The sequence below is a fragment of the Variovorax paradoxus genome (genome assembly GCF_040544635.1).
Taxonomy (GTDB): domain Bacteria; phylum Pseudomonadota; class Gammaproteobacteria; order Burkholderiales; family Burkholderiaceae_C; genus Variovorax; species Variovorax paradoxus_R.
In genome coordinates this window covers 137,656-160,534 of sequence record NZ_JBEPKJ010000016.1, presented here as the reverse complement: position 1 = coordinate 160,534, position 22,879 = coordinate 137,656, and the positions used below count along the sequence as shown (strand labels likewise).

General features: G+C 66.7%; 18 protein-coding genes and 1 pseudogene. 9 read left to right on the top strand and 10 right to left on the bottom strand.

What is annotated here, in order from left to right; all coding sequences use genetic code 11:
• The 7 genes and pseudogenes from ABIC94_RS24330 to ABIC94_RS24300 all read left to right on the top strand — a co-directional run.
• Positions 1 to 383: pseudogene (locus ABIC94_RS24330) on the top strand (type II secretion system secretin GspD); the annotation flags it as partial.
• Positions 384 to 388: 5 nt separating this feature from the next.
• Positions 389 to 1,780 (top strand): GspE/PulE family protein, encoded by a 1,392-nt coding sequence (locus ABIC94_RS24325; protein ID WP_354375558.1) that lies wholly within the window; start codon positions 389 to 391, stop codon positions 1,778 to 1,780.
• 19 nt (positions 1,781 to 1,799) lie between these two features.
• Positions 1,800 to 3,035 (top strand): type II secretion system inner membrane protein GspF, encoded by a 1,236-nt coding sequence (gene gspF / locus ABIC94_RS24320; RefSeq protein WP_354375557.1) that lies wholly within the window; start codon positions 1,800 to 1,802, stop codon positions 3,033 to 3,035.
• Between the two features lie 25 nt (positions 3,036 to 3,060).
• Complete coding sequence (locus ABIC94_RS24315; RefSeq protein WP_337315481.1) at positions 3,061 to 3,960, top strand: 5'-nucleotidase; 900 nt, start codon at positions 3,061 to 3,063, stop codon at positions 3,958 to 3,960.
• A 197-nt stretch (positions 3,961 to 4,157) separates the two neighbouring features.
• On the top strand, positions 4,158 to 4,373 hold the full coding sequence (locus ABIC94_RS24310) for a hypothetical protein (protein ID WP_354375556.1): 216 nt from the start codon (positions 4,158 to 4,160) through the stop codon (positions 4,371 to 4,373).
• 40 nt (positions 4,374 to 4,413) lie between these two features.
• A complete protein-coding gene (locus ABIC94_RS24305) occupies positions 4,414 to 6,618 on the top strand; it encodes a phosphocholine-specific phospholipase C (RefSeq protein ID WP_354375563.1) in 2,205 nt (734 codons plus the stop codon).
• Positions 6,619 to 6,631: 13 nt separating this feature from the next.
• Positions 6,632 to 8,872, top strand: a complete 2,241-nt coding sequence (locus ABIC94_RS24300; RefSeq protein ID WP_354375555.1) for a phosphocholine-specific phospholipase C — start codon at positions 6,632 to 6,634, stop codon at positions 8,870 to 8,872.
• A gap of 43 nt (positions 8,873 to 8,915) precedes the next feature.
• Here the strand turns inward: ABIC94_RS24300 and ABIC94_RS24295 are convergent, their stop codons facing one another.
• The 7 genes from ABIC94_RS24295 to ABIC94_RS24265 form a co-directional block, all read right to left on the bottom strand.
• Positions 8,916 to 10,172, bottom strand: a complete 1,257-nt coding sequence (locus ABIC94_RS24295; RefSeq protein WP_354375554.1) for an MFS transporter — start codon at positions 10,170 to 10,172, stop codon at positions 8,916 to 8,918.
• Positions 10,173 to 10,271: 99 nt separating this feature from the next.
• Positions 10,272 to 10,406, bottom strand: coding sequence for a hypothetical protein (locus ABIC94_RS24290; RefSeq protein ID WP_354375553.1), 135 nt, complete (start codon positions 10,404 to 10,406; stop codon positions 10,272 to 10,274).
• A 67-nt stretch (positions 10,407 to 10,473) separates the two neighbouring features.
• Complete coding sequence (phnX, locus tag ABIC94_RS24285; protein WP_354375552.1) at positions 10,474 to 11,301, bottom strand: phosphonoacetaldehyde hydrolase; 828 nt, start codon at positions 11,299 to 11,301, stop codon at positions 10,474 to 10,476.
• Positions 11,302 to 11,312: 11 nt separating this feature from the next.
• Positions 11,313 to 12,464 (bottom strand): TIGR03364 family FAD-dependent oxidoreductase, encoded by a 1,152-nt coding sequence (locus tag ABIC94_RS24280; RefSeq protein ID WP_354375551.1) that lies wholly within the window; start codon positions 12,462 to 12,464, stop codon positions 11,313 to 11,315.
• Positions 12,464 to 14,179 (bottom strand): putative 2-aminoethylphosphonate ABC transporter permease subunit, encoded by a 1,716-nt coding sequence (locus ABIC94_RS24275; RefSeq protein WP_354375550.1) that lies wholly within the window; start codon positions 14,177 to 14,179, stop codon positions 12,464 to 12,466. Before ABIC94_RS24275 ends, ABIC94_RS24280 begins: the two co-directional genes overlap by 1 nt.
• Positions 14,180 to 14,505: 326 nt before the next feature.
• Positions 14,506 to 15,579: an ABC transporter ATP-binding protein gene (locus tag ABIC94_RS24270; protein WP_354375549.1), complete on the bottom strand. Its 1,074-nt coding sequence runs from the start codon at positions 15,577 to 15,579 to the stop codon at positions 14,506 to 14,508.
• Between the two features lie 25 nt (positions 15,580 to 15,604).
• A complete protein-coding gene (locus ABIC94_RS24265) occupies positions 15,605 to 16,639 on the bottom strand; it encodes a putative 2-aminoethylphosphonate ABC transporter substrate-binding protein (RefSeq protein ID WP_354375548.1) in 1,035 nt (344 codons plus the stop codon).
• Positions 16,640 to 16,863: 224 nt separating this feature from the next.
• Here ABIC94_RS24265 and ABIC94_RS24260 point away from each other — a divergent pair, with 224 nt between their 5' ends.
• Together ABIC94_RS24260 and ABIC94_RS24255 are read left to right on the top strand one after the other, a co-directional pair.
• Positions 16,864 to 17,424 (top strand): phosphonate degradation HD-domain oxygenase, encoded by a 561-nt coding sequence (locus ABIC94_RS24260; protein ID WP_354375547.1) that lies wholly within the window; start codon positions 16,864 to 16,866, stop codon positions 17,422 to 17,424.
• 112 nt (positions 17,425 to 17,536) lie between these two features.
• Positions 17,537 to 19,324: an ABC transporter ATP-binding protein/permease gene (locus tag ABIC94_RS24255; protein ID WP_354375546.1), complete on the top strand. Its 1,788-nt coding sequence runs from the start codon at positions 17,537 to 17,539 to the stop codon at positions 19,322 to 19,324.
• Here the strand turns inward: ABIC94_RS24255 and queC are convergent.
• The 3 genes from queC to ABIC94_RS24240 are packed head-to-tail and all read right to left on the bottom strand — an operon-like array spanning position 19,282 to position 22,829.
• A complete protein-coding gene (queC, locus tag ABIC94_RS24250) occupies positions 19,282 to 20,010 on the bottom strand; it encodes a 7-cyano-7-deazaguanine synthase QueC (protein WP_354375545.1) in 729 nt (242 codons plus the stop codon). The genes ABIC94_RS24255 and queC overlap by 43 nt on opposite strands.
• A gap of 57 nt (positions 20,011 to 20,067) precedes the next feature.
• Positions 20,068 to 20,550, bottom strand: coding sequence for a DUF1854 domain-containing protein (locus ABIC94_RS24245; RefSeq protein ID WP_354375544.1), 483 nt, complete (start codon positions 20,548 to 20,550; stop codon positions 20,068 to 20,070).
• Positions 20,550 to 22,829, bottom strand: coding sequence for an ABC transporter ATP-binding protein (locus ABIC94_RS24240; protein ID WP_354375543.1), 2,280 nt, complete (start codon positions 22,827 to 22,829; stop codon positions 20,550 to 20,552). The genes ABIC94_RS24245 and ABIC94_RS24240 overlap by 1 nt, the downstream gene beginning before the upstream one ends.
• Between the last annotated feature and the right edge of the window lie 50 nt (positions 22,830 to 22,879).

Below are 22,879 nucleotides of genomic sequence, written 5' to 3'. Positions count from 1 at the left end.
TGCTGGGCAACCTGTTCAAGAACGAGATCCGCTCGCGCACCAAGAGCAACCTGATGATGTTCCTGCGCCCGGCGGTCATGCGCGACGGCGCCTCGACCGAGGCTTTTGCGTACGACCGCTACGACGAGATCCGCGGCATGCAGCAGCGCACGCAACCGAACACCGACAACATCATGCTGCGCGGGGTGAACGCCGCGCCGGTGCTGCCGGAAGCACCGGCGCCCCGCCCGGCCGATCGCCCGACCAGCAGCGAGCGCATCCAGGGCACGCAGCTCATTCCGCCGCCGCGCCCGCCGGCCGACACGCGCAGCTTGCGCCCGAGCCCGCTGCGCGGCGCCTTGCCGCCCACGGCCGACCCGACCAGCTCGCGCGAACTGCCCTGAAGCCCATGCGCCACCCCCTGCCCTACGCGTTCGCACGCAGCCAGCAACTGCTGCTCGAAGAAGCCGACGACGGCCGCTACACGCTGTGGATGTCGAACCATCCCTCGCGCAGCGCGGTCGGCGAAGTCACGCGCAAGTACGGCGTGCAGGCCTTCGAGGTGCTGGCCGACGGCCCGCTCGCGCAGCGCATCAGCGCGGCCTATGCGCAAGGCGAATCGAGCGCCGCCGCGGTGGTGAGCGAAGTGCAGAGCGACGCCGACCTGTCGCGCATGATGCAAGAGCTGCCGGCGGTCGAAGACCTGCTGGAAAGCGCGGGCGACGCGCCCATCATCCGCATGCTCAACGCGCTGCTCACGCAGGCCGCGCGCGACGGCGCGAGCGACATCCACATCGAGCCCTATGAGCGCACCTCGTCCGTACGCTTTCGCATCGACGGCACGCTGCGCGAGGTGGTGCAGCCCAACCGGGCGCTGCACGCCGCGCTGATCTCGCGCCTGAAGATCATGGCCGACCTCGACATCTCCGAGAAGCGGCTGCCGCAGGACGGACGCATCAGCCTTCGCATCGGCACGCGTGCGGTCGACGTGCGCGTTTCCACGCTGCCCAGCGCCCACGGCGAGCGCGCGGTGCTGCGCCTGCTGGACAAGACCGAATCGAAGCTCACGCTCGAATCGGTCGGCATGCAGGGCGACACGCTGGAGCGCTTCGAGCGCCTCATCGCACAGCCGCACGGCATCATCCTGGTGACCGGGCCTACCGGCTCGGGCAAGACCACCACGCTGTACGCCGCGTTGGCCCGGCTCGACGCGAGCCGCAGCAACATCATGACGGTGGAAGACCCGATCGAATACGAGCTGCCGGGCGTCGGGCAGACGCAGATCAACGCCAAGATCGAGCTCACCTTCGCGAAGGCGCTGCGCGCCATCCTGCGGCAGGACCCGGACGTGATCATGATCGGCGAAATCCGCGATTTCGAAACCGCGCAAATCGCCATTCAGGCCTCGCTCACCGGCCACCTCGTGCTTGCGACGCTGCACACCAACGACTCGGTCAGCGCCGTCACGCGCCTGACCGACATGGGCGTGGAGCCTTTCCTGCTGAGTTCCTCGCTGCTGGGCGTGCTCGCCCAACGCCTGGTGCGCAAGGTTTGCACGGCATGCGGCGGCGCCGGCTGCGATGTCTGCGGCCAGACCGGCTACCAGGGCCGCACCGGCATCTTCGAGCTGCTGGTGGCCAACGACGAAGTGCAGGCGCTCATCCACGGCAAGGCTGCCGAGAGCCAGCTCTTCGAAGCCGGCTCGCGCGGCGGCCTGCGCTCCATGCGCGAGGACGGCGAACGGCTGGTGCAGGCCGGCATCACGTCGCGCGCCGAGCTGGTGCGGGTCACGCGCGAATAAATAGCCATTTCGGTCTGCCATGCCCGCCTATTCCTTCGAAGCCATCGATGCCAGCGGCCAGTCCCGCGAAGGCGTGCTCGAGGCCGACACCGCCCGCAGCGCCCGCAGCCTGCTGCGCGCGCAGGCGCTCATTCCGCTGTCGGTCACGCCGGTCGGCAGCAGTCACGTCAACGGCACGGGCAGCGGCGGCCTGCGCCGGTGGCTGGGCGGCGGCGCCAGGATCTTCAGCTCCACCGGCCTCGCCGTCTGGACACGCCAGCTCGCGGGCCTGGTGTCTTCGGGCCTGCCGCTCGAGCGCGCGCTGACCGCGCTCACCGACGAAGCCGAGACCGAGCCCCAGCGCAACCTCGTCGCATCGCTGCGCGCCGAGGTCAACGCGGGTTCGCCCTTTGCACGCGCGCTCGCAGCCCATCCGCGCGAGTTCTCGGCCATCTACACGGCCGTGATCGGTGCGGGCGAGCAGAGCGGCAACCTCGGCCTCGTGCTCGACCGGCTCGCTGACGACCTCGAGGAGCGGCAGGCGCTGCAGCAGAAGCTTGTTGGCGCGGCGCTGTACCCCGCCATCGTCACGCTGGTGGCGATCGTGATCGTGATCTTTCTCGTGAGCTATGTGGTGCCGCAGGTGGCCCAGGTGTTCGCGGGCACCAAGCGCTCGCTGCCTTTTCTCACCACGGTGATGCTGTCGCTGAGCGCGGCGGTGCGCAACTACGGCTGGTGGATGTTGGGCGGCGTGGTGTTCGCCGCCGTTGCCGCCCGCCTGGCGTTGGCGCAAGAAGCGTTTCGACTGAAGTTCGACGCCGCCTGGCTCAAGCTGCCGCTGGTCGGCAAGCTCGCGCGCGGCTACAACGCGGCGCGCTTCGCAAGCACGCTGGCCATGCTCGCGACCGCGGGCGTGCCGATCCTGCGCGCGCTGCAGGCCGCCTCAGAAACGCTCGGCAACCGCGCGATGCGCGCGGACGCGCTCGACGCACTGGTGCTGGTGCGCGAAGGCGCGCCGCTGGCCTCGGCGCTGGCGCAGAAAAAACGCTTTCCGGGGCTGGTGTCGATGTTCGCCCGTCTGGGCGAGCAGACCGGCACGCTGCCGCTGATGCTGCAGCGCGCGGCCAACCAGCTCGGCGCCGAAGTGCAGCGCCGCGCGATGCACCTGGCCACCATTCTCGAACCCCTGTTGATCGTGGCCATGGGCGGCGTGGTGATGCTCATTGTGCTGGCGGTGATGCTGCCTATCATCCAGCTGAACCAGTTCGTCAAGTGACACCCGCCAGGAAACCCGACAACCCATGCCCGTAACGCTCGAAGACAAGCTCGTGGTCGCGATATCGTCGCGCGCGCTGTTCAACCTCGAAGAAGAAAACAAGATCTTCGAGGCCGGCGACAACGAGGGCTACATGCAGCTGCAGCTCGACCGCATCGATGTGCCGGCCGCGCCCGGCATTGCGTATTCGCTGATCCGCAAGCTGCTGCGCTTCAACGACGACGGCGTGCAGCGTGTCGAGGTGGTCATTCTTTCGCGCAACGACCCGGTCTCGGGCATGCGCATCTTCCGCTCCAGCGCGGCCGCCGACATCAAGCTGCAGCGCGGCGTGTTCACGCAAGGCCGCCCGCCCTTCGGCTATCTGCGGCCGCTGCGCGCGCATCTGTTTCTGTCGGTCAACGCGCAAGACGTGCGCGAGGCGCTCAACGCGGGCTTTCCGGCCGCGCGGGTGCTGGTGGAATCGGTAAAGGCCAGCGATGCCTGGCCCAACGAAGTGCGCATTGCTTTCGACGGCGATGCGGTGCTGTTCTCCGACGAAGCCGAGCGCGTGTTCCAGGCCGAGGGCCTCGACGCTTTCCAGGCGCACGAGCTCAGCAAGGCCGACCTGCCGCTGCCCGAAGGCCCTTTCAAGCCGCTGCTGTCTGCGCTGCATCGCCTGCAGATGGCGGGCAATGCGCAGATGCGCATCCGCACCGCACTGGTCACGGCCCGCAGCGCGCCCGCGCACGAGCGCGCCATCCGCACGCTGATGAAGTGGAACATTCGCGTCGACGAAGCGATGTTCCTCGGCGGCCTGCCCAAGGGCGAATTCCTGCGCGAGTTCGAACCCGATTTCTTCTTCGACGACCAGACCGGCCACGTCGACGCCGCAGCACGCCATGTGCCGGCGGGCCACGTCTCCAGCGGCATCAGCAACGAGGGCTGAGCCTCTCGCGGAGCGGGCGCTTTGGCGGCGCTCCGCTCCCTTGGCGCGCCCTGCGCTTTAGCGTTGTCATCGCTCCTTCATGGCGGTGTAACGGGTTCTCCCTAGTCTTGCGGTCTGTCCGGTGCGCGGTGCCTTCATGGCGCCTTTTTTTTGCCGCATCCGAACCGCCCGTACACGACAACACCAAGGAACCCACCATGCGACTCCCACTCCCCTCCGTGCGGCTCTTTTCCGCATTGGCCCTGGCCTGCGCCCTTTCCGCCTGCGGCGGCGGAGACGGAGGCGGCGGCTTCTCCGGTTTCCTGCCCGGCACCGGCGCACCGACCACGCCCACCACCCCCGACGTGCCCGCCAATCCGAACCCGCCCGCACCCGATACGGGCGTGAAGCCGGAAATGCGCTGCGCGCCTTGAGCGTCCGTCGCATCCCCTCATGACCAAACACAACAAGACCATGAATTCACGCCGCAAATTCTTGCAGGGCACCGCCACCACCGGTGCCGCCGCGCTCGCACTCGCCGCCTTTCCGCCCAGCATCCGCCGCGCGCTCGCCATTCCCGCCAACAACAAGACGGGCACCATTCAAGACGTCGAACACATCGTCATCCTGATGCAGGAGAACCGTTCGTTCGACCAGTACTTCGGCACGCTGATGGGCGTGCGCGGCTTCGGCGACCGCTTCACCATTCCGCTGCCCAACGGGCGCAGCGTGTGGCAGCAACTGGACGACACCGGCAAGGAAGTGCTGCCCTACCACCTCGACAGCTCGAAGGGCAATGCGCAACGCATGGCCGGCACGCCGCACAGCTGGAGCGACGGCCAGGACGCGTGGGCCGGCGGGCGCATGCATGAATGGGTGCGCTACAAGAAGACCGACAAGGCACCTTTCACCCAATCGATGGGCTACCTCCAGGAGGCGGAACTGCCCTTCCAGTTTGCGTTGGCCAACGCCTTCACGCTCTGCGATGCGTACCACTGCAGCATGCACACCGGCACCAATTCGAACCGCATGTTCCTCTGGACCGGCACCAACGGCCCCACCGGCGCGAACGTGGCCACGGTCAACAACGAATGGGACGGTATCGACAGCTCCGCCAACGGCTACAGCTGGAAGACCTACCCCGAGCGCCTGCAGGAAGCCAAGGTCAGCTGGATCGTCTACCAGAACATGCCCGACAACTTCACCGACAACTCGCTGGCCGGCTTCAAGCAGTACCGGCTGGCCAACGAAGCCTCCGGCAAGCCAGTGAGTGGCAGCGCGATCTCGCCTGCCTATGACCCGGCCAGCGACGACGCGGGCAACCCGCTCTACAAGGGCATTGCCAACACCATGCCCGACGGCGGCTTTCTCGAACAGTTCCGCCAGGACATCAAGAACGGCAAGCTGCCCCAGGTGTCGTGGATCGTCGCGCCCGCGGCCTATTCCGAGCACCCCGGCCCTTCGAGCCCGGTGCAGGGCGGCTGGTACACCCAGGAAGTGCTCGACGCGCTCACCGCCGTGCCCGAGGTGTGGAGCAAGACGGTGCTCTTCATCAACTTCGACGAGAACGACGGCTACTTCGACCACGTGCCTTCGCCGGCCGCGCCCTCGATCAACCCAGACGGAACGCCCGCCGGAAAAACCACGCTGCCGCTCGAAGCGCTCTCGCCCGAGTATTTCAATCATCCGAGTCCACCCGGCACCACCGACCAGCCCCCACCCGACGGCCGCGTCTACGGCCCGGGCGTGCGCGTGCCGATGTATGTGGTGTCGCCCTGGAGCCGTGGCGGCTGGGTCAACTCGCAGGCCTTCGACCACACCTCGGTGCTGCGTTTCATCGAGACGCGCTTCGGAGTGAAGGAAACCAACATCAGCGGTTTCCGCCGCGCGGTGTGCGGCGATCTCAGCAGCGCGTTCAACTTCGTATCGCCCAACGACGAAGCGCTGCCCACACTCGCAGGCCGAAAGACCAAGGCGCAGGCCGACCAGTTGCGCACAGATCAACAGGCACTTTCGCAGGTGCCGTTCCCGGCGCTTGCGCAACTTCCGCTTCAAGCCAAAGGCACGCGCCCTTCGCGCGCGCTGCCCTACGAGCTGCACACGAGTGCCCGCATCGACATCGTCGGCGGAAGAGCCCAGCTGCTGTTTGCCAACACCGGCACGGCCGCCGCGGTGTTCCACGTGTACGACAAGCTCAATCTCGACCGCCTGCCGCGCCGCTACATGGTCGAACCCGGCAAGACGCTGGACGACGCCTGGAACTCGATGAGAGACGACAGCGGCTTCTACGACCTGTGGGTGCTGGGGCCGAACGGCTTCCATCGCCACTTCAAGGGCGACCTGAACGCGCTTCGCGCAGGTGATGCGGCTGCGCCTGAAGTGCGCGTGTGCTACGACATTGCCAACGGCAACGTGTACCTGGAGATGCTCAACGGCGGCAAGAACGCCTGCAAGTTCACCGTGCGTGCCAAGGCCTACCGCACCGACGGCCCGTGGACCGCCACAGTGGCGGGCGGCGCCAAGGCCGAACTGCACTGGGACTTGGCCAGCAGCGGCGCCTGGTACGACTTTGCCGTGACCTGCGATGCCGACACGAGCTTCGTGCGCCGCTTTGCAGGCCGCGTCGAAACCGGCAAGCACTCGGTGAGCGACCCCGCCATGGGCCTGGCCGACCTGTGAGGCTGCACGCGCAATGAACTCACGCCGCAGATTTCTCACAGGCGCTGCCACCACGGGCGCCGCCGCGCTCGCGGTCTCGGCCTTTCCGCCGAGCATTCGCCGCGCGCTGGCCATTCCCGCCAACAACAAGACCGGCACCATCCAGGACGTCGAGCACATCGTCATCCTGATGCAGGAGAACCGTTCGTTCGACCACTACTTCGGCACGCTCATGGGCGTGCGCGGCTTCGGTGACCGGTTCACCATTCCGCTGCCCAAGGGCCTGAACGTGTGGCAGCAGACCGATGCCAGCGGAAAGCCGGTGCTGCCCTACCACCTCGACAGCCGCAAGGGCAACGCCCAACGCGACGGCGGCACGCCCCACGACTGGGCCGACAGCCAGGACGCCTGGGACGGCGGCCGCATGTACCAGTGGCCGCGCTACAAGACCAGCAAGGCCATGGGCTACCACAAGGAGGCGGAGATCCCGTTCCAGTTTGCGCTGGCCAACGCCTTCACGCTCTGCGATGCGTACCACTGCAGCATGCATACCGGCACCGATGCGAACCGAGCCTTCCATCTCACCGGCACCAACGGTGCGACCGCACAGAATGTGGCCTTCGTCACCAACGAGTGGGACTGGCTGGACGCCGCTCCCGCCGCGGTCAACACCGGCTACACGTGGAAGACCTACGCCGAGCGGCTGGAGGACGCCGGCGTGAGCTGGATCTCGTACCAGAACATGCCCGACGAATGGGGCGACAACATGCTGGGCGCGTTTCGGCAGTTCAGGAGTGCCAACCGCGCATCACCCTATCCCGTGACCAGCGGGTACTTCAACGCGCCCTTTTCCAACACTGGCCAGCAAATACCCTTCCACGCCTACGATCCGGCCAGCGACAACCCGGGCAACCCGCTCTACAAAGGCATCGCCAACACGCTACCAGGCACGGCTCCAGAGCAATACCTTGACGCGTTCCGGCGCGACATCAAGGAGGCCCGCCTGCCGCAGGTGAGCTGGATCAATGCCCCCTCCGCCTACTGCGAGCACCCCGGCCCATCAAGCCCAGTGCAAGGCGCATGGTTCCTGCAGGAGGTGCTGGACGCGCTCACCGCCGTGCCCGAGGTCTGGAGCAAGACCGTGCTGCTCGTCAACTTCGACGAGAACGACGGCTACTTCGACCACCTGCCCTCGCCTTCGGCACCTTCGCCCGTCGGCGGCGGCACCTTTGCCGGCAAGACCACGCTGCCCGATGCGGACCTGGCTCCTGAATACTTCACCCAGGCGGCGCCCCCAGGCAGCACAAAGCAGCCTGCCCCGGACGGACGCGTCTACGGCCCCGGCCCGCGCGTGCCGATGTACGTGATCTCGCCGTGGAGCCGCGGCGGCTGGGTCAACTCGCAGGCCTTCGACCACACGTCGGTGATCCGCTTCATCGAAGCGCGCTTCGGCGTGAAAGAGCCCCACATCGGTGCCTTCCGGCGCACGGTGTGCGGCGACCTCACCAGCGCCTTCAACTTTGCCAACCCGAACGGCGAGCCTCTGCCCACGCTGGCGGGCCGCAGCACCCGCGACCAGGCCGACCAGCTGCGTCTGAGCCAGGAGGCATTGGGCCAGGTGCCGTTACCGATCGATCCGCAACTGCCGCGCCAGCCAACGGGCACGCGCCCCTCGCGCGCGCTGCCCTACGAGCTGCATGCCAGCGCGCGCGCCGATGCGGCGGCCGGCACGGTGCAGTTGCTGTTCTCGAACACGGGCAAGGCTGGCGCGGTGTTCCACGTGTACGACAAGCTCAACCTCGGCCGCCTGCCGCGCCGCTACACGGTGGAAGCCGGCAAGACGCTCGACGACACCTGGAATGCGGCCACCGACAACAGCGGCTTCTACGACCTGTGGGTGCTCGGCCCCAACGGCTTTCACCGCCATTTCAAGGGCAACCTCGACGCGCTGCGCACGAGCGGCGCGAACCCTGAAGTACGGGTGTGCTACGACATCGCCAACGGCAACGTCTACCTCGACATGCGCAACGGCGGAACAAAGAGCTGCAAGTTCACGGTGAGCGCCACGGCTTACCGCAGCGACGGCCCGTGGATTGCAACAGTCGATGGCGGCGCCGCGGCCGAACAGCATTGGGAGCTCGCCACCAGCGGCCAGTGGTACGACTTCGCGGTCAGCTGCGATGCCGACCCCGGCTACCTGCGCCGCTTTGCCGGCCGCGTGGAAACCGGCAAGCACACCGTGAGCGATCCGGCAATGGGCCTGTCCGATCTCTGACGGTCCTTGCATCGCAGCGGCGTGGGCCTTGCGCGGTAGGCCGCTACGCCGCGGCGGTGCGAAGCCACAGCTTGCGAACCCTGAACGTCAGCAGTGCCGCGATGCTGACGTTCAGCAGGTTCCAGCCGATGCCGTTCAGGAACGCCGCGTGGTAGCTGCCCGTCAGGTCGAAGATCTTGCCCGACATCCAGCCGCCCAGCGCCATGCCGAAGAGCGTGAACATCAGCACCGTGCCCACGCGCGCGCCTGCTTCCGCGGGCGGAAAGTGCTCTCGCACGATGATTGCGTAAGACGGCACGAGGCCGCCCTGGAACAGGCCGAACAGCGCCGAGATCACATACAGCGGCACCAACCCGTCGAACGGCAGGAACAGCAGCAGCGCCACGCACTGCAGCACGCCGCCCAGCAGCAACGTTCGCAGCCCGCCGATGCGATCGCAGATGGCGCCCGACACGAGCCGGCTCACCACGCCGAAGCCCAGCATCAGCGACAGCATCTGCGCACCCCGCGCGGCGCCGTAGCCGAGGTCGCCGCAATACGCCACGATGTGAACCTGCGGCATCGCCATTGCCACGCAACAGGCTACGCCTGCCACGCACAGCAGGCCCTGGGCGGTGCCCATGCTGAAACCGAATGGCCGCATCATGTCGCGCACCGGCGGCGCCGCGCTGGATGTCGAACCGGCCGGCACAGCGGCCAATGCCGGTGGCCGTGCACGAAAGAACAGCGCGAGCGCCGCCATCGCCAGGCCGCAGAAAATGCCCATGCCGATGTAGGTCTGGCGCCAGCCGACCGTCTCGATGAAATGCTGTGCAATGGGCGGCCAGATAGCGCCGGCCACGTAGTTGCCGCTTGCGCACACCGCCACCGCAATGCCGCGCCGCTTGACGAACCAGAGCGATGTGTCGGCCACCAGCGGTGCGAAAGCCGCGGCACTGCCCAGCAGCCCGACCAGCACCGCCTGCGCCGCGATGAAGGCGACGATGCTGTCGGCCATGCCGCACGCCACATAGCCGACACCGAGGCTCAGAGCGCCGATCAGCAAGGGCCACATCACGCCGAAGCGATCGGCCAGCCGCCCCATCAGCACGCCGCCCACGCCGAAGCCGAGCATCAGCAGGGTGTACGGCAAGGAGGCATCGGCGCGCGCGACACCGAACTCGGCCTGCACCGCAGGCAGCATCACGGACACCACGTACATGCCGCTGCTGCCGACCGTCATGACCAGCAGGGTGATGCCGAGCCGCAGCATGGCATAGCGCGAATCGGCTTGATGGATGGTTGTCTCGGGTGTTCTCATTTTTTCTCCGCACCGAGAATACCCCCGGATGCGAAGACGCATGGACGCGAGCGCGCAATACCCGGCGGCGCGAGGCCACCTGACGCCCGATGCGGCGAATCAGCCTGCGGACAGTGCCGGCACCACGACATTCACCGAAGCCTTGGGCATCGGCCCGCCCGGCTTGGGCCTGTCGTCGCAGCCGGCCGTCACCAGGCCGATGCAGAACAGAAGAACGAAGGCTGTGCTTCTCATGCGGCGGATGCTATGCCCGCTGCCTTGCAAGTCAAGTCGGACGCCGCGCCGTGCCGCGGCGGACCTGTCAGGCGGCAGCCGGCCGCTCGCCGCCGTGCAGCCGGCGCTCGATGTCTTCGAGCACATTGGGCAGATCGGCGACGCTGTCGATCACGTAGTGGGCGCCCGCGGCCTGTAGCTGCGAGATGGCGCGCTCTCGGTATTCCTGCTGCTGTGCAGCATCGAGCGCCTGCCATTCGGCGAGCGTGAGGCCGACCGCGTTGCCGCTGACCGCGAGGCCCACGGCCCAGGTGCCCGCGTTGAGGCCTTCCTGCAGGCCCACACCGGTGTCGTCGACCTTGACCACGGTGTGCGGCGGCCACACGCCCAGGTCGGCAAAGCAGCGGTACATCATGAGCGGCGACGGGCGGCCCTCGGCAAGATCGCCGGCGCACACGAGGTTGTCGGGCGAGTAGCCGCCAGCCGCGGCAATGGGCACGACGACCTCCATGATCGGGCGGTTGTAGCCGGTGGTCGAACCGATCTTGAGGCCGCGTTCGCGCGCGGCGTTGACGGCATCCAGCGCGCCGGGAATGAACTCGACATGGTCGCGCACGCTGGCCGCGTTCATCGGCGTGAACACTTCGTAGAGGTGGTCGACATCGGCATCGCTGAAGGCGTGGCCCTGGCTGGCCTCCCACTGCGAGGCGATGCGCGGCAGCGTACCCAGTGCCTTGATGTGGTCCCACTTGGCCATGCCCATGGGGCCGCGTGCCTCGGCAATGATGATGTCCACGCCGAACTGTTCGAACAGCTTGACGAAGGCGCCCATGGGCGCGCAGGAACCGAAGTCGATGATGGTGCCGGCCCAGTCGAAGACGACGGCCTGGAGCTTGGAGTGGTTGTGGGCGTTCATTGAGAGGGTGTTCACCATTTCTGGAATACGTCGTGCGCAATGCCGAAGCCGGTGCTCGCGCCGGTGCCGCTGGTGACCAGCACCACGCGTGTGGCGCTGTCGGGCGCATCGATCACGCAGGGTGCGGCCTTCGACGAGGGATAGACGCCGGTCCACCGCTCGGTGACTTGCGCGGTTTCGAGATTGAGCGTGCTGCGCAGGTGGCGAAGGACGAGCTGGTCGACTTCTTCCATCGCAAACGGTTCGGGCGCATCGCCGTAATGGTGCGAGTCGCCGACCACCAGTGAGCCGTCGGCGCTTTGCACCACGATGAGGTGAATGCCGTGCGCAAGCGAAGCGGCCTCTTCCTCTTGCAGCCGCGCGCGCAAGGCTGCGGCTTCGGGCAAGGTGCTGTAGCCCTCGTAGCGCACCAGGCTCAAGTCCATCATCACCGAGCCCGGCAGCCGAAACCCCGCCTCCGGTACGACGCGCAGCATCTGCAGGCGGCACAGCGTGAGCTCGTGCGCGGCAATGCGCTCGGCAAACAGGCCGTGCAGGTCGGTGTTGGTGCACACCACCACGCGCTCGCCGCGCAAGGTGCCGCGCGAGGTGCGCACACGCGGCGTTTCGACCTGGTGCACGGTCTCTCCGAAGCGGAACACCACGCCGTGCACTTCGGCCAGCCATTTCGCAAGCAGGCCGATGGCGGTGCGCGATTCGACGCGCAGCTCGTGCGGGCTGAACAGCACCGAGCGCGCGTCGGCCAGGCTCAGCGCCGGCGCCTTGGCCTGCGCGTCGGCCGCATCGAGCAGCTCGCAGGCTTCGCCCATCGGCGTCCGCATGAAGGCTTCGAGCACGTCGTGCGCCTCGGGCCGATAGGCCGCGAGCCAGAGGTTGCGGTGAACGATGTCGATACCGGCCTGCGGCGCGATGTGTTGCCAGACCTCGCGGGCGTGCATCGCGCGGCGCCAGGTATCCCCCGGCGCCTGGCCGGTGATGGTGATGAAGCCGAAGTTGCGGATCGACGCGCCGATGCAGGCCGCATCGCGCTCGACCACGCACACCTTGAGGCCGCGCAGGGCTGCCGTGTAAGCATGGGCCATGCCCACGATGCCGGCACCGACGACGATCAGGTCGAAGCTGTCTTTGTTGTTGTTACTGCTGTCGATTCGAGGTCCGGGCATTACCGGTTTCTCCAGGTTTGGGTACGCGCGAGCGCCCAGTGCCCGGCCAGTGCGAACACGCCACGGCCGACGGCGGCCGTGAGCATGATCAAGGAGGCCATGGCGGCGGCGGGCGCCACGTCGCCGGCATCGTCCATGTTGAGCACGGCAATGGCGGCGAGCGTGGTCTGCGGCGAGTAGAGGAACACGACGGCCGACACGGTCGTCATCGCGTTGACGAAAAAATAACCGCCCACGTTGAGCACGGTGGGCAGCGCCACCGGCAGGTGCACGCGCCAGAGCGTGCGCCAGAAGGGAACGCCCATCGACTCGGACACCAGCTCGTATTCGCGGTCGAGCTGGCGCAGCGCAGTGAGCGAAGTAAGGTGCGCCACCGAGAAGAAATGCGCCACCGTGCACACCACGAGGATGGTCATGCTGCCGTAGATGGCGCGCAGCGGGTTCGAGGGCGAAATGAAGAAGAAAATGTAGCCCACGCCCAGCACCAGCCCCGGCACCGCGAGCGGCAGGTTGGCCAGCAGGTTGAGCAGCTCGCGCGGCAGGCCGAAGTGGCGCGGCTTCTCGACCAGGTAGGCCGAAACGAAGGTAACGAATGCACCCGCCACCGCGGCACACACGGCGAGCCGCAGCGAGTTGAAGTAGCTGCCCCAGCCGCCGCCGTCCATGTTGCTGAAGTCGTAGTTCTTGAGCGACGGGGCAAGCTTGTAGGGCCAGTAGGTGGCGAGCGATGCGAACACCGCCATGCCGATCATCACGAGGATGCCGCAGGCCGTGATCGTGCAGAACACGAGCAGTGCGCGGTCGCGCGTCTTGACGGGCTCCGGTTTGTAGGGCGTGGCGCGCGCCGAGAGCGCCGCGGCCTGCTTGCTGCGCACGTGCCGCTCGACCAAAAACGAGAGCACCGCCGGAATCAACAGCACCAGGCCAACGACGGCGCCCATCTGAAAATTCTGCTGCCCGACCACCTGCTTGTAAATGTCGGTGGCAAGCACGCCGGTCTGCCCGCCCACCACCTTGGGCACGCCGAAGTCGGTGATGACCAGCACAAACACCACCATCGCGGCCACGATGAGGCCATAGCGCGAGGACGGCAACGTCACTGTGCGGAAGATGCGCCAACGAGAAGCACCAAGCGTTTGCGCCGCTTCGTAGAGACGGCCGTCGGAAGTGGCCATGGCGGTGGTGAGAATCAGCAGCGCGTGCGGCAGCGTCCAGAACACCGAGCCGAGCACAATGCCCAGCGGGCCGTAGATGGACACATCGCCAAGCAACCCCTTGAAGAGCCCCTGGTTGCCGAACAGATAGACCAGGCTGATTGCCGGCAGCAGCGAAGGCGCAAGCAGCGGAATGAGCGCCACCGCACGCAGAACACCCTTGGCCGGCATGCACGAGAGCGTGAGCCCGTAGGCGTACACATAGGCGATCGCGGTGCAGATCACTGCGCTGATCGCCGCGAGCCCCAGGCTGTTGAAAGCCGACTGCACCAGCGCGGGGTTCTCGAGGTAGCGCGCAAAGTTGGCCAAGCCGACGAACACGCCGGTGCGGTCGAAGAAGCTCTGGCCGACCAGTGCGCCGACGGGTAGCGCGACGATCACGATCAGCAGCAGTACGACGAGCCACACGGCGGCGCCTGTGAGCCAGCGCTCGCGGTCGAATGCGCTGGTGCGTGTCATCACGGCCGGAATGGTGGCGATGGCCTCTGGGGAGCTGCTCATGTCAACAGGACCCCGCTCGATTTGGCGGTGGTTGAGTTCAGGGCGGGTGCAAAGGCCACCGGGTACTCCCCTCCGCGAATGTCCCCCGGGCTTCGCCCTCCTCCTTTATTTCGCTGCGGGGAGCACCCGATGCCCTGTGCACTGGGGCACGCTCTGGGTGTACCGCTGATCAACCACCGCCCTTTGCAACGCACCCGCTGGCGGGGTGCCTTGCGCAGCGAAATAAAGGAGGAGGCCGCAGGCCGGGGGACATTCGCGGAGTAAGGTACCCCGTCGGCGGGTGCGCGCCCCGAACGACCCGCCGCAATCAGAAAGCGAGCACTCATTCAATGCGCCAGAACAGACAGCGCATTCAAAGGCAGCTGGATATGCACCATGCTGCTGGGCACCAACGGCTCGCCGCCATCGCCGCGTGCATCGGCCGGCAGCTCGGCTTCGATCTCGATACCCAACGGCTCGCAAGCCAGCCGTGCCGAGGTGCGGTTGCCGAAGAACTCCGTGTCCAAGAGCCGCGCCGCAAAGCTGTTGGCACCCAGCTCGGAACCGAAGCGCTTGACCACCACGTGCTCGGGCCGAATGCCCACCGTAGCCTGCGCGCCGACGCTCAGGTTGCCCGGCGCACAGAACAATTCGCTGTCGCGCACACGCACCTTGCCATCGGCCAGCACCGTGGCCGGCAGCATGTTCATGCGGCCCACGAAACCTGCCGCGAAACGGGTGCGCGGCTGACGGTAGAGCTCGTCGGGCGTCCCGGCCTGCTCGATGCGGCCGTTGTGCATCAGCACCACACGGTCAGCCATCGAAAGGGCTTCTTCCTGGTCGTGCGTGACCATGATGGTGACGATGCCCAGGCGCTTCTGCAGCGAGCGTATTTCACTGCGCAGGCTCGCGCGCACCTGCGCGTCGAGTGCCGACAACGGTTCGTCCAGCAGCAGCAGGCGCGGGTTGGGTGCCAGCGCGCGGGCCAACGCTACACGCTGCTGCTGCCCACCTGAAAGCTGCACCGGGTATTTGTCGGCATGCGCCGTCAGCCCGACCAGATCCAGCATCTCGCGCGAGCGCTTGGCCATTTCGCGGGCCAGTGCGCCTGTGGGATGCAGGCCGTAGGCAATGTTCTGTGCGGCCGTGAGGTTAGGGAACAGCGCGTACGACTGGAACACCACGCCAAAGCCGCGCGCCGCGGGCGGCAGGCCCGCAATGTCCTGCCCGCCCAGCAGGATCTGCCCGCTGTCGGCACGCTCGATGCCGCACACGATGCGCAGCAGCGTTGTCTTGCCGCAGCCCGAGGGCCCGAGCAGGCACACGAACTCGCCCGGTTCGATGTCGAGGTCGATACCGTCGAGCACCCGCGTGGCGCCAAAGGACTTGCCGATGCCGCGAAGAGAAAGAAAGCTGGTCATCTGCTGGTGCTGTTCTCAAGCCCGATCACATCGGCTTCTTTTCCGACTTCGATTCGTAGCGCTTCGACCATTCCGTCAGGATGCGGTCGCGATTGGCGGCGGCCCAGGTGAAGTCGTTCTTGGCGAGCAGCTTCTCGACGTCGCCCGGCACAAACTCCAGCTTTTCCTGGATGCCCGGCAGCGCGAGCACCGCGAAGTTCTTGGCATAGAGCTCGTTGGCCTGCTTGGTCACGGCCCAGTCGGCGAGCGCCTTGGCGGCGTCCTGCTTCTTGCTGGTCTTCAGGATGCCGGTGGCTTCCATGTCCCAGCCCAAACCTTCCTTGGGCAGCACGATGTCGATGGGAGCGCCGTCGCGCTTGGTCTTGTTGGCGCGGTATTCGAACGACATGCCGAGCGCGAACTCGCCGGCGCCGGCCTGGCGGCAGGGCTTGCTGCCCGATTGGCTGTAGATGCCGATGTTCTGGTGCAGCGCGTCCATGTACTTCCACGCTTTTTCTTCGCCCATCATCTGGATCCAGCCCGACACCATCAAGTAGCCCGTGCCCGACGCCGCGGGGTTGGGCATGGTGATCTGGCCCTTGTAGACCGGGTTGGTCAGGTCGGCCCAGCTGGTGGGCTTGGGCAGGCTCTTCTTCTGCGCTTCGGCGGTGTTGAAGCAGATGGCCGACGACCACACGTCCATGCCCACCCACTTGGGCGGATTGGCCGGGTCGCGCATCGTGGGCTTGATGGCGTCGAGGCCCTTAGGCGCATATGGCTGGAGCATGCCTTCCTTGTCGAGCAGCATCAGCGAGGTGGCGGCCAGGCCCCACACAACGTCGGCTTGCGGGTTGGCCTTTTCGGCCAGCAGCTTGGCGGTGACGATGCCGGTGGAGTCGCGCACGAACTTCAGTTCGACGGCCGGGTTCTCCTTTTCGAAGGCGGCCTTGTAGGCCTGCACCTGATCGGCTTCGAGCGCCGTGTACACCAGCAGCTCGGTGCGGCCCTGGGCCGAAGCGGCAAAGGCCAGCGAGAGCAGAGCGGCCGGCACGGCGGCCCAGCGGATAGAACGACGCAGCATGGGGAATACCTCGGAAAAGAAAACGAAGCGGGAAGTAATGCGGAAGAAGAAAGTACCCACGGCTAGCGCCATGAACGCGGCGATGCTGGCAGCGGCGTGTGACAGGCATTTGTCAGAAGGCACGCGCCGGCATGGCGCTTGCAAGGCATCGTCATGCCCTTGTCACCGCAATGCACGATGCTGGCGCACTGCCGCCTGCGCTTTCCGTCTTTTGTTTCAGAGCCATGACACTCGACCTCGCCGAGATCGCCCGCCTGTTCGCCGAACGGGGCGGGGTCGCCTATGCGGGCGAGCCGGTGTCGCAGCTCGAACATGCGCTGCAATGCGCCTGGCTGGCCGAGCAGGCCGGTGCGGACGATGCGCTGGTCACGGCCTCGCTGCTGCATGACCTCGGCCACCTGCTGATCGCAGAGCACCAGACGCTCTCGCGCTCGCCCACCGAACTGGGCATCGACGACCGCCACCAGTACATTGCCATGCCGGTGCTGCGCGGCGCCTTCGGGCTGGAGGTGCGCGAGCCGATCCGCCTGCACGTGGACGCCAAGCGCTACCTTTGTGCAACCCGCCCCGACTACTTCGCGCGGCTTTCCCCCGATTCGGTGCGCAGCCTGGCACTGCAGGGCGGGCCGATGAGCGCCGAAGCTGTCCGGCGCTTTGCCGACCATCCCTGGTCGGGCGACTCAATCCGGCTGCGGCTCTGGGACGAAGAGGCCAAGGTGGCCGGACTCGAGACGCCGCCGCTCAAGCACTTTCTGCAGACTGCGGCGCGGGTCATGCTGCGCTGAGGCACGCGGCATCGCCGGCCTGGGGGCGCGATCTTCAGGCCGGCTTAAGAAATTTGTCTAGGATGGCTTCCTCAAGATCTCCGCGCGCAAGCGCCTTCGAGGAAAGCCCCGCATGTCTCCTTCCGTCAACGAACGCGCCAAAACCTTCGTCCAGGTACTGCGCCGCGTTTTAACGCTCGCGGCCCCCTACTTCCGGTCGGAGGAGAAGTGGCGCGCGCGGATCATGTTCGCGGCCATCGTCGCGCTCAACCTGGCCTACGTTTATGCGCTGGTGCTCTTCAACCAGTGGTATGGGCGCTTCTACGACGGCCTGCAGAACAAGGACGCGGCCGTGTTCTGGCGCGAAGTCCGCGTGTTCTGCGTACTGGCCTTCTTCAATATCGCGCTGCAGGTGCTCAAGTTCTACGTGACCCAGTTGCTGCAGTTGCGCTGGCGCGCCTGGATCACGCGCAACTATCTCGGCCGCTGGATGGCCAACCGCACGTTCTACGAGCTGGAACTCGCACGCTATGCCAAGAGCGACAACGCCACGCCCGACAATCCGGATCAACGTATTCAGGAAGACATGCAGCTCTTCACGGCCGCGACCATGACGCTCTCGATGGGGCTGCTGAACGCCGTGGTCACGCTGATCAGCTTCGTGGGCATTCTCTGGGGCCTGTCGGGCACCACGGCGCTGCCGATCGGCGGCAGTACCTACGAGATTGCCGGCTCGATGGTCTGGCTCGCACTTGTCTACTGCGTGGTCGGCACGGTGATCACCCACTACATCGGCCGGCCGCTGATCGGGCTGAACTTCCGCCAACAACGCTTCGAGGCCGACTTCCGGCACCACCTGGTGCGCGTGCGCGAGTACAGCGAGGCAATCGCCCTCGATCGGGGAGAGACGGTGGAACGCGGGCAGCTCGACCTGCGTTTTGGCGCGGTGCTGCGCAACTATCTCGCGCTCATCAAGCAGCAGAAGAACCTCGTGACCTTCACCGCCTTTTTTGGCCAGGCGGCAGTGATCTTCCCGTTCGTGGTGGCGGCACCACGCTTCTTCAGCGGCGCAATCCAGCTGGGGCAACTGATGCAGATCTCGTCGGCCTTCGGCAAGGTGCAAGACGCGCTGAGCTGGTTCGTCGACAACTACGACAACGTGGCTTCGTGGCGCGCGACAGCCGACCGCCTTACAAGCTTCGACGACGCGATCCGTGCGCATGCCGAGAAAACGAACGCCTTCGAACGCAGCGATGCAGAAGTGCTGCGCACCGACGGCCTTTCGCTGAGCCTGCCGGGTGGCAGCAAGCCGCTGCTCGCGAATGCAGCGCTTTCGGCCGCGGCCGGCGACAGCGTGCTGGTGCAGGGCCCCTCGGGCAGCGGCAAGTCCACGCTGTTCCGCGCCTTCGCGGGCATCTGGCCGTTCGGAAGCGGCAAGGTACAGGTGCCGGCGGACGCGATGTTCTTGCCGCAGCGGCCCTACGTGCCCAACGGCCCGCTGCGCCAGGCGCTGGCCTATCCCGAAGATGCCGGCAAGTACAGCGACGCCGAGCTGCGCCAGGCGCTGGCCGACGCGCTGCTGCCTGACTTGGCCGCCCGGCTGGACGACAGCGACGCCTGGAGCCAGAAGCTCTCGGGCGGTGAACAGCAGCGGCTTGCGATAGCGCGCGTGCTGCTGAAGAAGCCGCGCTGGGTCTTCGCCGATGAGATCAGCAGCGCGCTCGACGCGCCGGCCGAGCGCGCGCTTTATCAGCGGCTTTCTGAAATGGTGCGAAACCGGGGCGGCGCGATGGTGTCGATTGCGCACCGCGCGGCCGTGGGCGAGTTTCACACCCAGCGCTGGACGCTGGTGCCGGAGCCCGAGGGCGCCGCCGCGCGCTATCGCGTGGAGGTGACAGCAGCAGGCGGCGCCGCCGCGTAGCGCTCCCACCCCTTCTTGCGCAAGTCGCAAGCGGGGCACTCGCCGCAGCCATAGCCCCAGGCCTGCCGATGCTCGCGGTCGCCGAGGTAGCAGGTGTGGGTCTCTTCCACGATCAGGTCGACCAGCGGCTCGCCGCCCAGGCGGTGCGCCATCTGCCAGGTTTCGGCCTTGTCGATCCACATCAGCGGCGTTTCGATGACGAGGCGGCGTTCCAGCCCGAGCGAGAGCGCGAGCTGCATGGCCTTCATGGTGTCGTCGCGGCAGTCGGGGTAGCCCGAAAAATCGGTTTCGCAGACGCCGGTGACGATCACCTGCAGGCCGCGCCGGTAGGCCAGCGCACCGGCAAGCGTGAGGAACAGCAGGTTGCGGCCGGGCACAAAGGTGTTGGGCAGGCCGTCGGCCTGCATTTCGAACGCAACCTCTTCCGTCAGCGAGGAGCCGCCGAGCTGCGCCAGCGCGGCGAGCGTAAGCAGGTGGTCTTCGCCCAGGCGCGGCGCCCAGTCTGGAAAGCGCTCGCGCAGCTTCGACAGGATGGTGCCGCGCACGTCGAGTTCGACGCGGTGCCGCTGGCCGTAGTCGAAGCCCAGCGTCTCGACGCGCTGGTACTTGGAGAGCGCTTCCGCGAGGCAGGTGGTCGAGTCCTGGCCACCGGAGAACAGGACGAGGGCGGTGGTGTGCAGGGGCATTTCTCTTCGAAGGCGGCGGGCCGTTGCGGGTTCAAAAGCCCCGATTTTCGCAGCCTGCTAGAGAAAGCGCTCGAGCAGCTTGCGCGAGGGGCGGTCGAGCGCCTTCACGTCGGGAATGCGGAACTGCACGCCGTGCGCGCTGGCAATCAGCAACGCGCCGCCTTCGAGCCGGCGGATGTCTTCCTCGGCCTTGAGCACGAAGGTGGTTTCACCGCGGTCGGTGCTCACGGTCCAGGTGCTGGGCACGCCGAAGCTCGAGACGCCGTGCAGCTTGAGCAGCGTGGGCGCGAAGTCGCGCACTGCCAGCTCTTGCTCCAGCAATGCACGCGTCTCCGGCGCCAAGGTTTCGACGCGATCGATCCAGACCAGTTCGCGGCCCTCGCTGCCGACCAGCGACACGCCCTCGCCGGGAGCGCTGAGCGGAAAGGCGCGCACGGGTGTCACGCCCACGTGGCGCTCGCCCTCGGCATCGGTCAGCACCAGGCGGCCGAAGGCATCGCGCTCGAGGCTGAAGGAAGGGATGGAGGTGTTCCCGTTCATCACGCGTCTCCCGCCGGATGCGCTGCATGGCTGATCAGCGGCAGCTGGGCGCCCGCGCGTTCGTCCACCGCGCCTTCGCTCGCATCGTCGTCCGCCTGGCGCAGCTGCGCCTGGTAGAGCCGCCAGTAGGCGCCCTGCTTCGCCATCAGGTCGTCGTGCGGACCGACCTCGACCACCTCGCCGCGGTCCATCACCACCAGCCGGTCGGCCTTGCGCAGCGTCGACAGGCGGTGCGCAATGGCAATGGTCGTGCGGCCCTGCACGAGATTGTCGAGCGCCTTCTGGATTTCTTTTTCGGTTTCGGTGTCCACGGCCGACGTGGCTTCGTCGAGGATCAGGATGCGAGGGTCGATCAACAGCGCGCGCGCAATGCTGATGCGCTGGCGCTCGCCGCCCGAAAGGCCTTGGCCGCGCTCGCCCACGAGCGAGTCGTAGCCGTGCGGCAGGCGCAGGATGAAATCGTGCGCATGCGCGGCGCGTGCGGCGGCCACGATTTCTTCGCGCGTGGCATCGGGCTTGCCGTAGGCGATGTTCTGCGCGATGGTGCCGAAGAACAGGAACGGCTCCTGCAGCACCAGGCCGACGTGGCGGCGGTAGTCGGCCACGGCAAAACGGCGGATGTCGGTGCCGTCGACCTTGATGGCGCCATCGGTCACGTCGTAGAAGCGGCAGATCAGGTTGACCAGCGTGCTCTTGCCCGAACCGCTGTGGCCCACCAGGCCGATCATCTCGCCGGGCTCGATGGTCAGGTCGAGGTCGCGGATCACCGCGCGGGAGCCGTAGCGAAAGCCCAGCCCGCTCATCTCGATGCGGCCCTGCACGCGTTCGATCTTCACCGGGTTGGCGGGCTCGGGCACGTTGCTCACGTGGTCCAGGATATCGAAGATGCGCTTGGCGCCCGCCGCCGCCTTCTGCGTGACCGAGACGATGCGGCTCATCGAATCGAGCCGCGTGTAGAAGCGGCCGATGTACGCAATGAAGGCGGTGAGCACACCCACGGTAATGCTGCCGCGCGCCACCTGCCAGATGCCGAAGCCCCAGACCACGAGCAGGCCGATTTCGGTCAGCAGCGAAACGGTGGGCGTGAACAGCGACCAGGTGCGGTTGAGCTTGTCGTTGACCTGCAGGTTGTAGACGTTGGCAATGCGGAAGCGCTCGGCTTCGCGGCGCTCCTGCGCAAAGGCCTTGACCACGCGAATGCCCGGAATGGTGTCGGCCAGCACGTTGGTGACCTCCGACCACACCCGGTCGATCTTCTCGAAACCCGTGCGAAGGCGGTCGCGCACCACGTGGATCATCCACGCGATGAAGGGCAGCGGCACCAGGGTGACCACCGCCAGCAGCGGGTTGATGGACACCAGAATGACCGCGGTCATCACGATCATCAGCACGTCGTTCGCAAAGTCGAGCGCGTGCAGCGAGAGAAACACGTTGATGCGGTCGGTTTCCGAGCCGATGCGCGCCATCAAGTCGCCCGTGCGCTTGCCGCCGAAATAGTCGAGCGGCAGCGTGAGCAGATGCTCGTACGTGGTGGTGCGCAAATCGGCGCCGATGCGCTCCGACACCAGCGCCAGCAGATAGGTGCGCGCCCAGCCCAGGCCCCAGCCGACCAGCGCCGCGCCCAGCAGGCCGCTCAGATAAAGCGCCACGCGGGACGGATCGATCTTCTGTCCGTTCTGGAACGGAATCAGGATGTCGTCCATCAACGGGATGGTCAGGTACGGCGGCACCAGCGTCGCCGCGGTGGAAATCAGGGTCAGGAAAAAACCCGTGATCAGCTGCTTGCGATAGGGCTTGGCGAAACGGCCCAGGCGCAGCAGCACCCAGGTCGACGGCGGCGTCTGCAGTTCGGTATCGGTGGCGGCCGTGTCGTCGCCGTCGGGTTCCGCTGTCGCCTCGGCGACAGTCCCATCCACGCGCTGGCCGAACAGTTTGAGCAGCCGCAGCGCGGCGGGTTGGTTCGCCAATGTGTAACGCCAGCGCGCCAGACGACCTTGGGGGCCGACGAGATCGAGGGTTCCAACGCCCGAATGATCGTTCAGATACAGTTCGAGAGATGGATCAGATAGTGACCACTCACACCATTGCCCACCCGGTTGCAGCGCCAATAGCCGCCGATCGGTCAAGGCGACGAGGCCAAACGTAAACAGAAGTTCTTCGTCGAGGTCAACCGGGAATGTGACCAGAACGTTTTCCGCGGCAGTGAGCCGGCTTTTCAGCGCGCCTGATGCCGCCTCTGTTTCGCCCTCCCGGGTGCCGACTGGATCGTGATGTTGCATTGTGTTTCTTTGACTCTTGCCCGTCGCGGGCCGCAGGGACCGCGTCATGG

Coding starts and splice junctions, on each gene's coding strand:
- ABIC94_RS24300 (WP_354375555.1), top strand. CDS start 6,632: ATGAACTCACGCCGCAGATTTCTCACAGGCGCTGCCACCACGGGCGCC.
- ABIC94_RS24310 (WP_354375556.1), top strand. CDS start 4,158: ATGCGACTCCCACTCCCCTCCGTGCGGCTCTTTTCCGCATTGGCCCTG.
- ABIC94_RS24290 (WP_354375553.1), bottom strand. CDS start 10,406: ATGAGAAGCACAGCCTTCGTTCTTCTGTTCTGCATCGGCCTGGTGACG.
- ABIC94_RS24265 (WP_354375548.1), bottom strand. CDS start 16,639: ATGCTGCGTCGTTCTATCCGCTGGGCCGCCGTGCCGGCCGCTCTGCTC.
- ABIC94_RS24270 (WP_354375549.1), bottom strand. CDS start 15,579: ATGACCAGCTTTCTTTCTCTTCGCGGCATCGGCAAGTCCTTTGGCGCC.
- ABIC94_RS24275 (WP_354375550.1), bottom strand. CDS start 14,179: ATGAGCAGCTCCCCAGAGGCCATCGCCACCATTCCGGCCGTGATGACA.
- ABIC94_RS24295 (WP_354375554.1), bottom strand. CDS start 10,172: ATGAGAACACCCGAGACAACCATCCATCAAGCCGATTCGCGCTATGCC.
- ABIC94_RS24305 (WP_354375563.1), top strand. CDS start 4,414: ATGAATTCACGCCGCAAATTCTTGCAGGGCACCGCCACCACCGGTGCC.
- ABIC94_RS24255 (WP_354375546.1), top strand. CDS start 17,537: ATGTCTCCTTCCGTCAACGAACGCGCCAAAACCTTCGTCCAGGTACTG.
- gspF (WP_354375557.1), top strand. CDS start 1,800: ATGCCCGCCTATTCCTTCGAAGCCATCGATGCCAGCGGCCAGTCCCGC.
- ABIC94_RS24240 (WP_354375543.1), bottom strand. CDS start 22,829: ATGCAACATCACGATCCAGTCGGCACCCGGGAGGGCGAAACAGAGGCG.
- ABIC94_RS24245 (WP_354375544.1), bottom strand. CDS start 20,550: ATGAACGGGAACACCTCCATCCCTTCCTTCAGCCTCGAGCGCGATGCC.
- ABIC94_RS24315 (WP_337315481.1), top strand. CDS start 3,061: ATGCCCGTAACGCTCGAAGACAAGCTCGTGGTCGCGATATCGTCGCGC.
- phnX (WP_354375552.1), bottom strand. CDS start 11,301: ATGAACGCCCACAACCACTCCAAGCTCCAGGCCGTCGTCTTCGACTGG.
- ABIC94_RS24260 (WP_354375547.1), top strand. CDS start 16,864: ATGACACTCGACCTCGCCGAGATCGCCCGCCTGTTCGCCGAACGGGGC.
- ABIC94_RS24325 (WP_354375558.1), top strand. CDS start 389: ATGCGCCACCCCCTGCCCTACGCGTTCGCACGCAGCCAGCAACTGCTG.
- ABIC94_RS24280 (WP_354375551.1), bottom strand. CDS start 12,464: ATGCCCGGACCTCGAATCGACAGCAGTAACAACAACAAAGACAGCTTC.
- queC (WP_354375545.1), bottom strand. CDS start 20,010: ATGCCCCTGCACACCACCGCCCTCGTCCTGTTCTCCGGTGGCCAGGAC.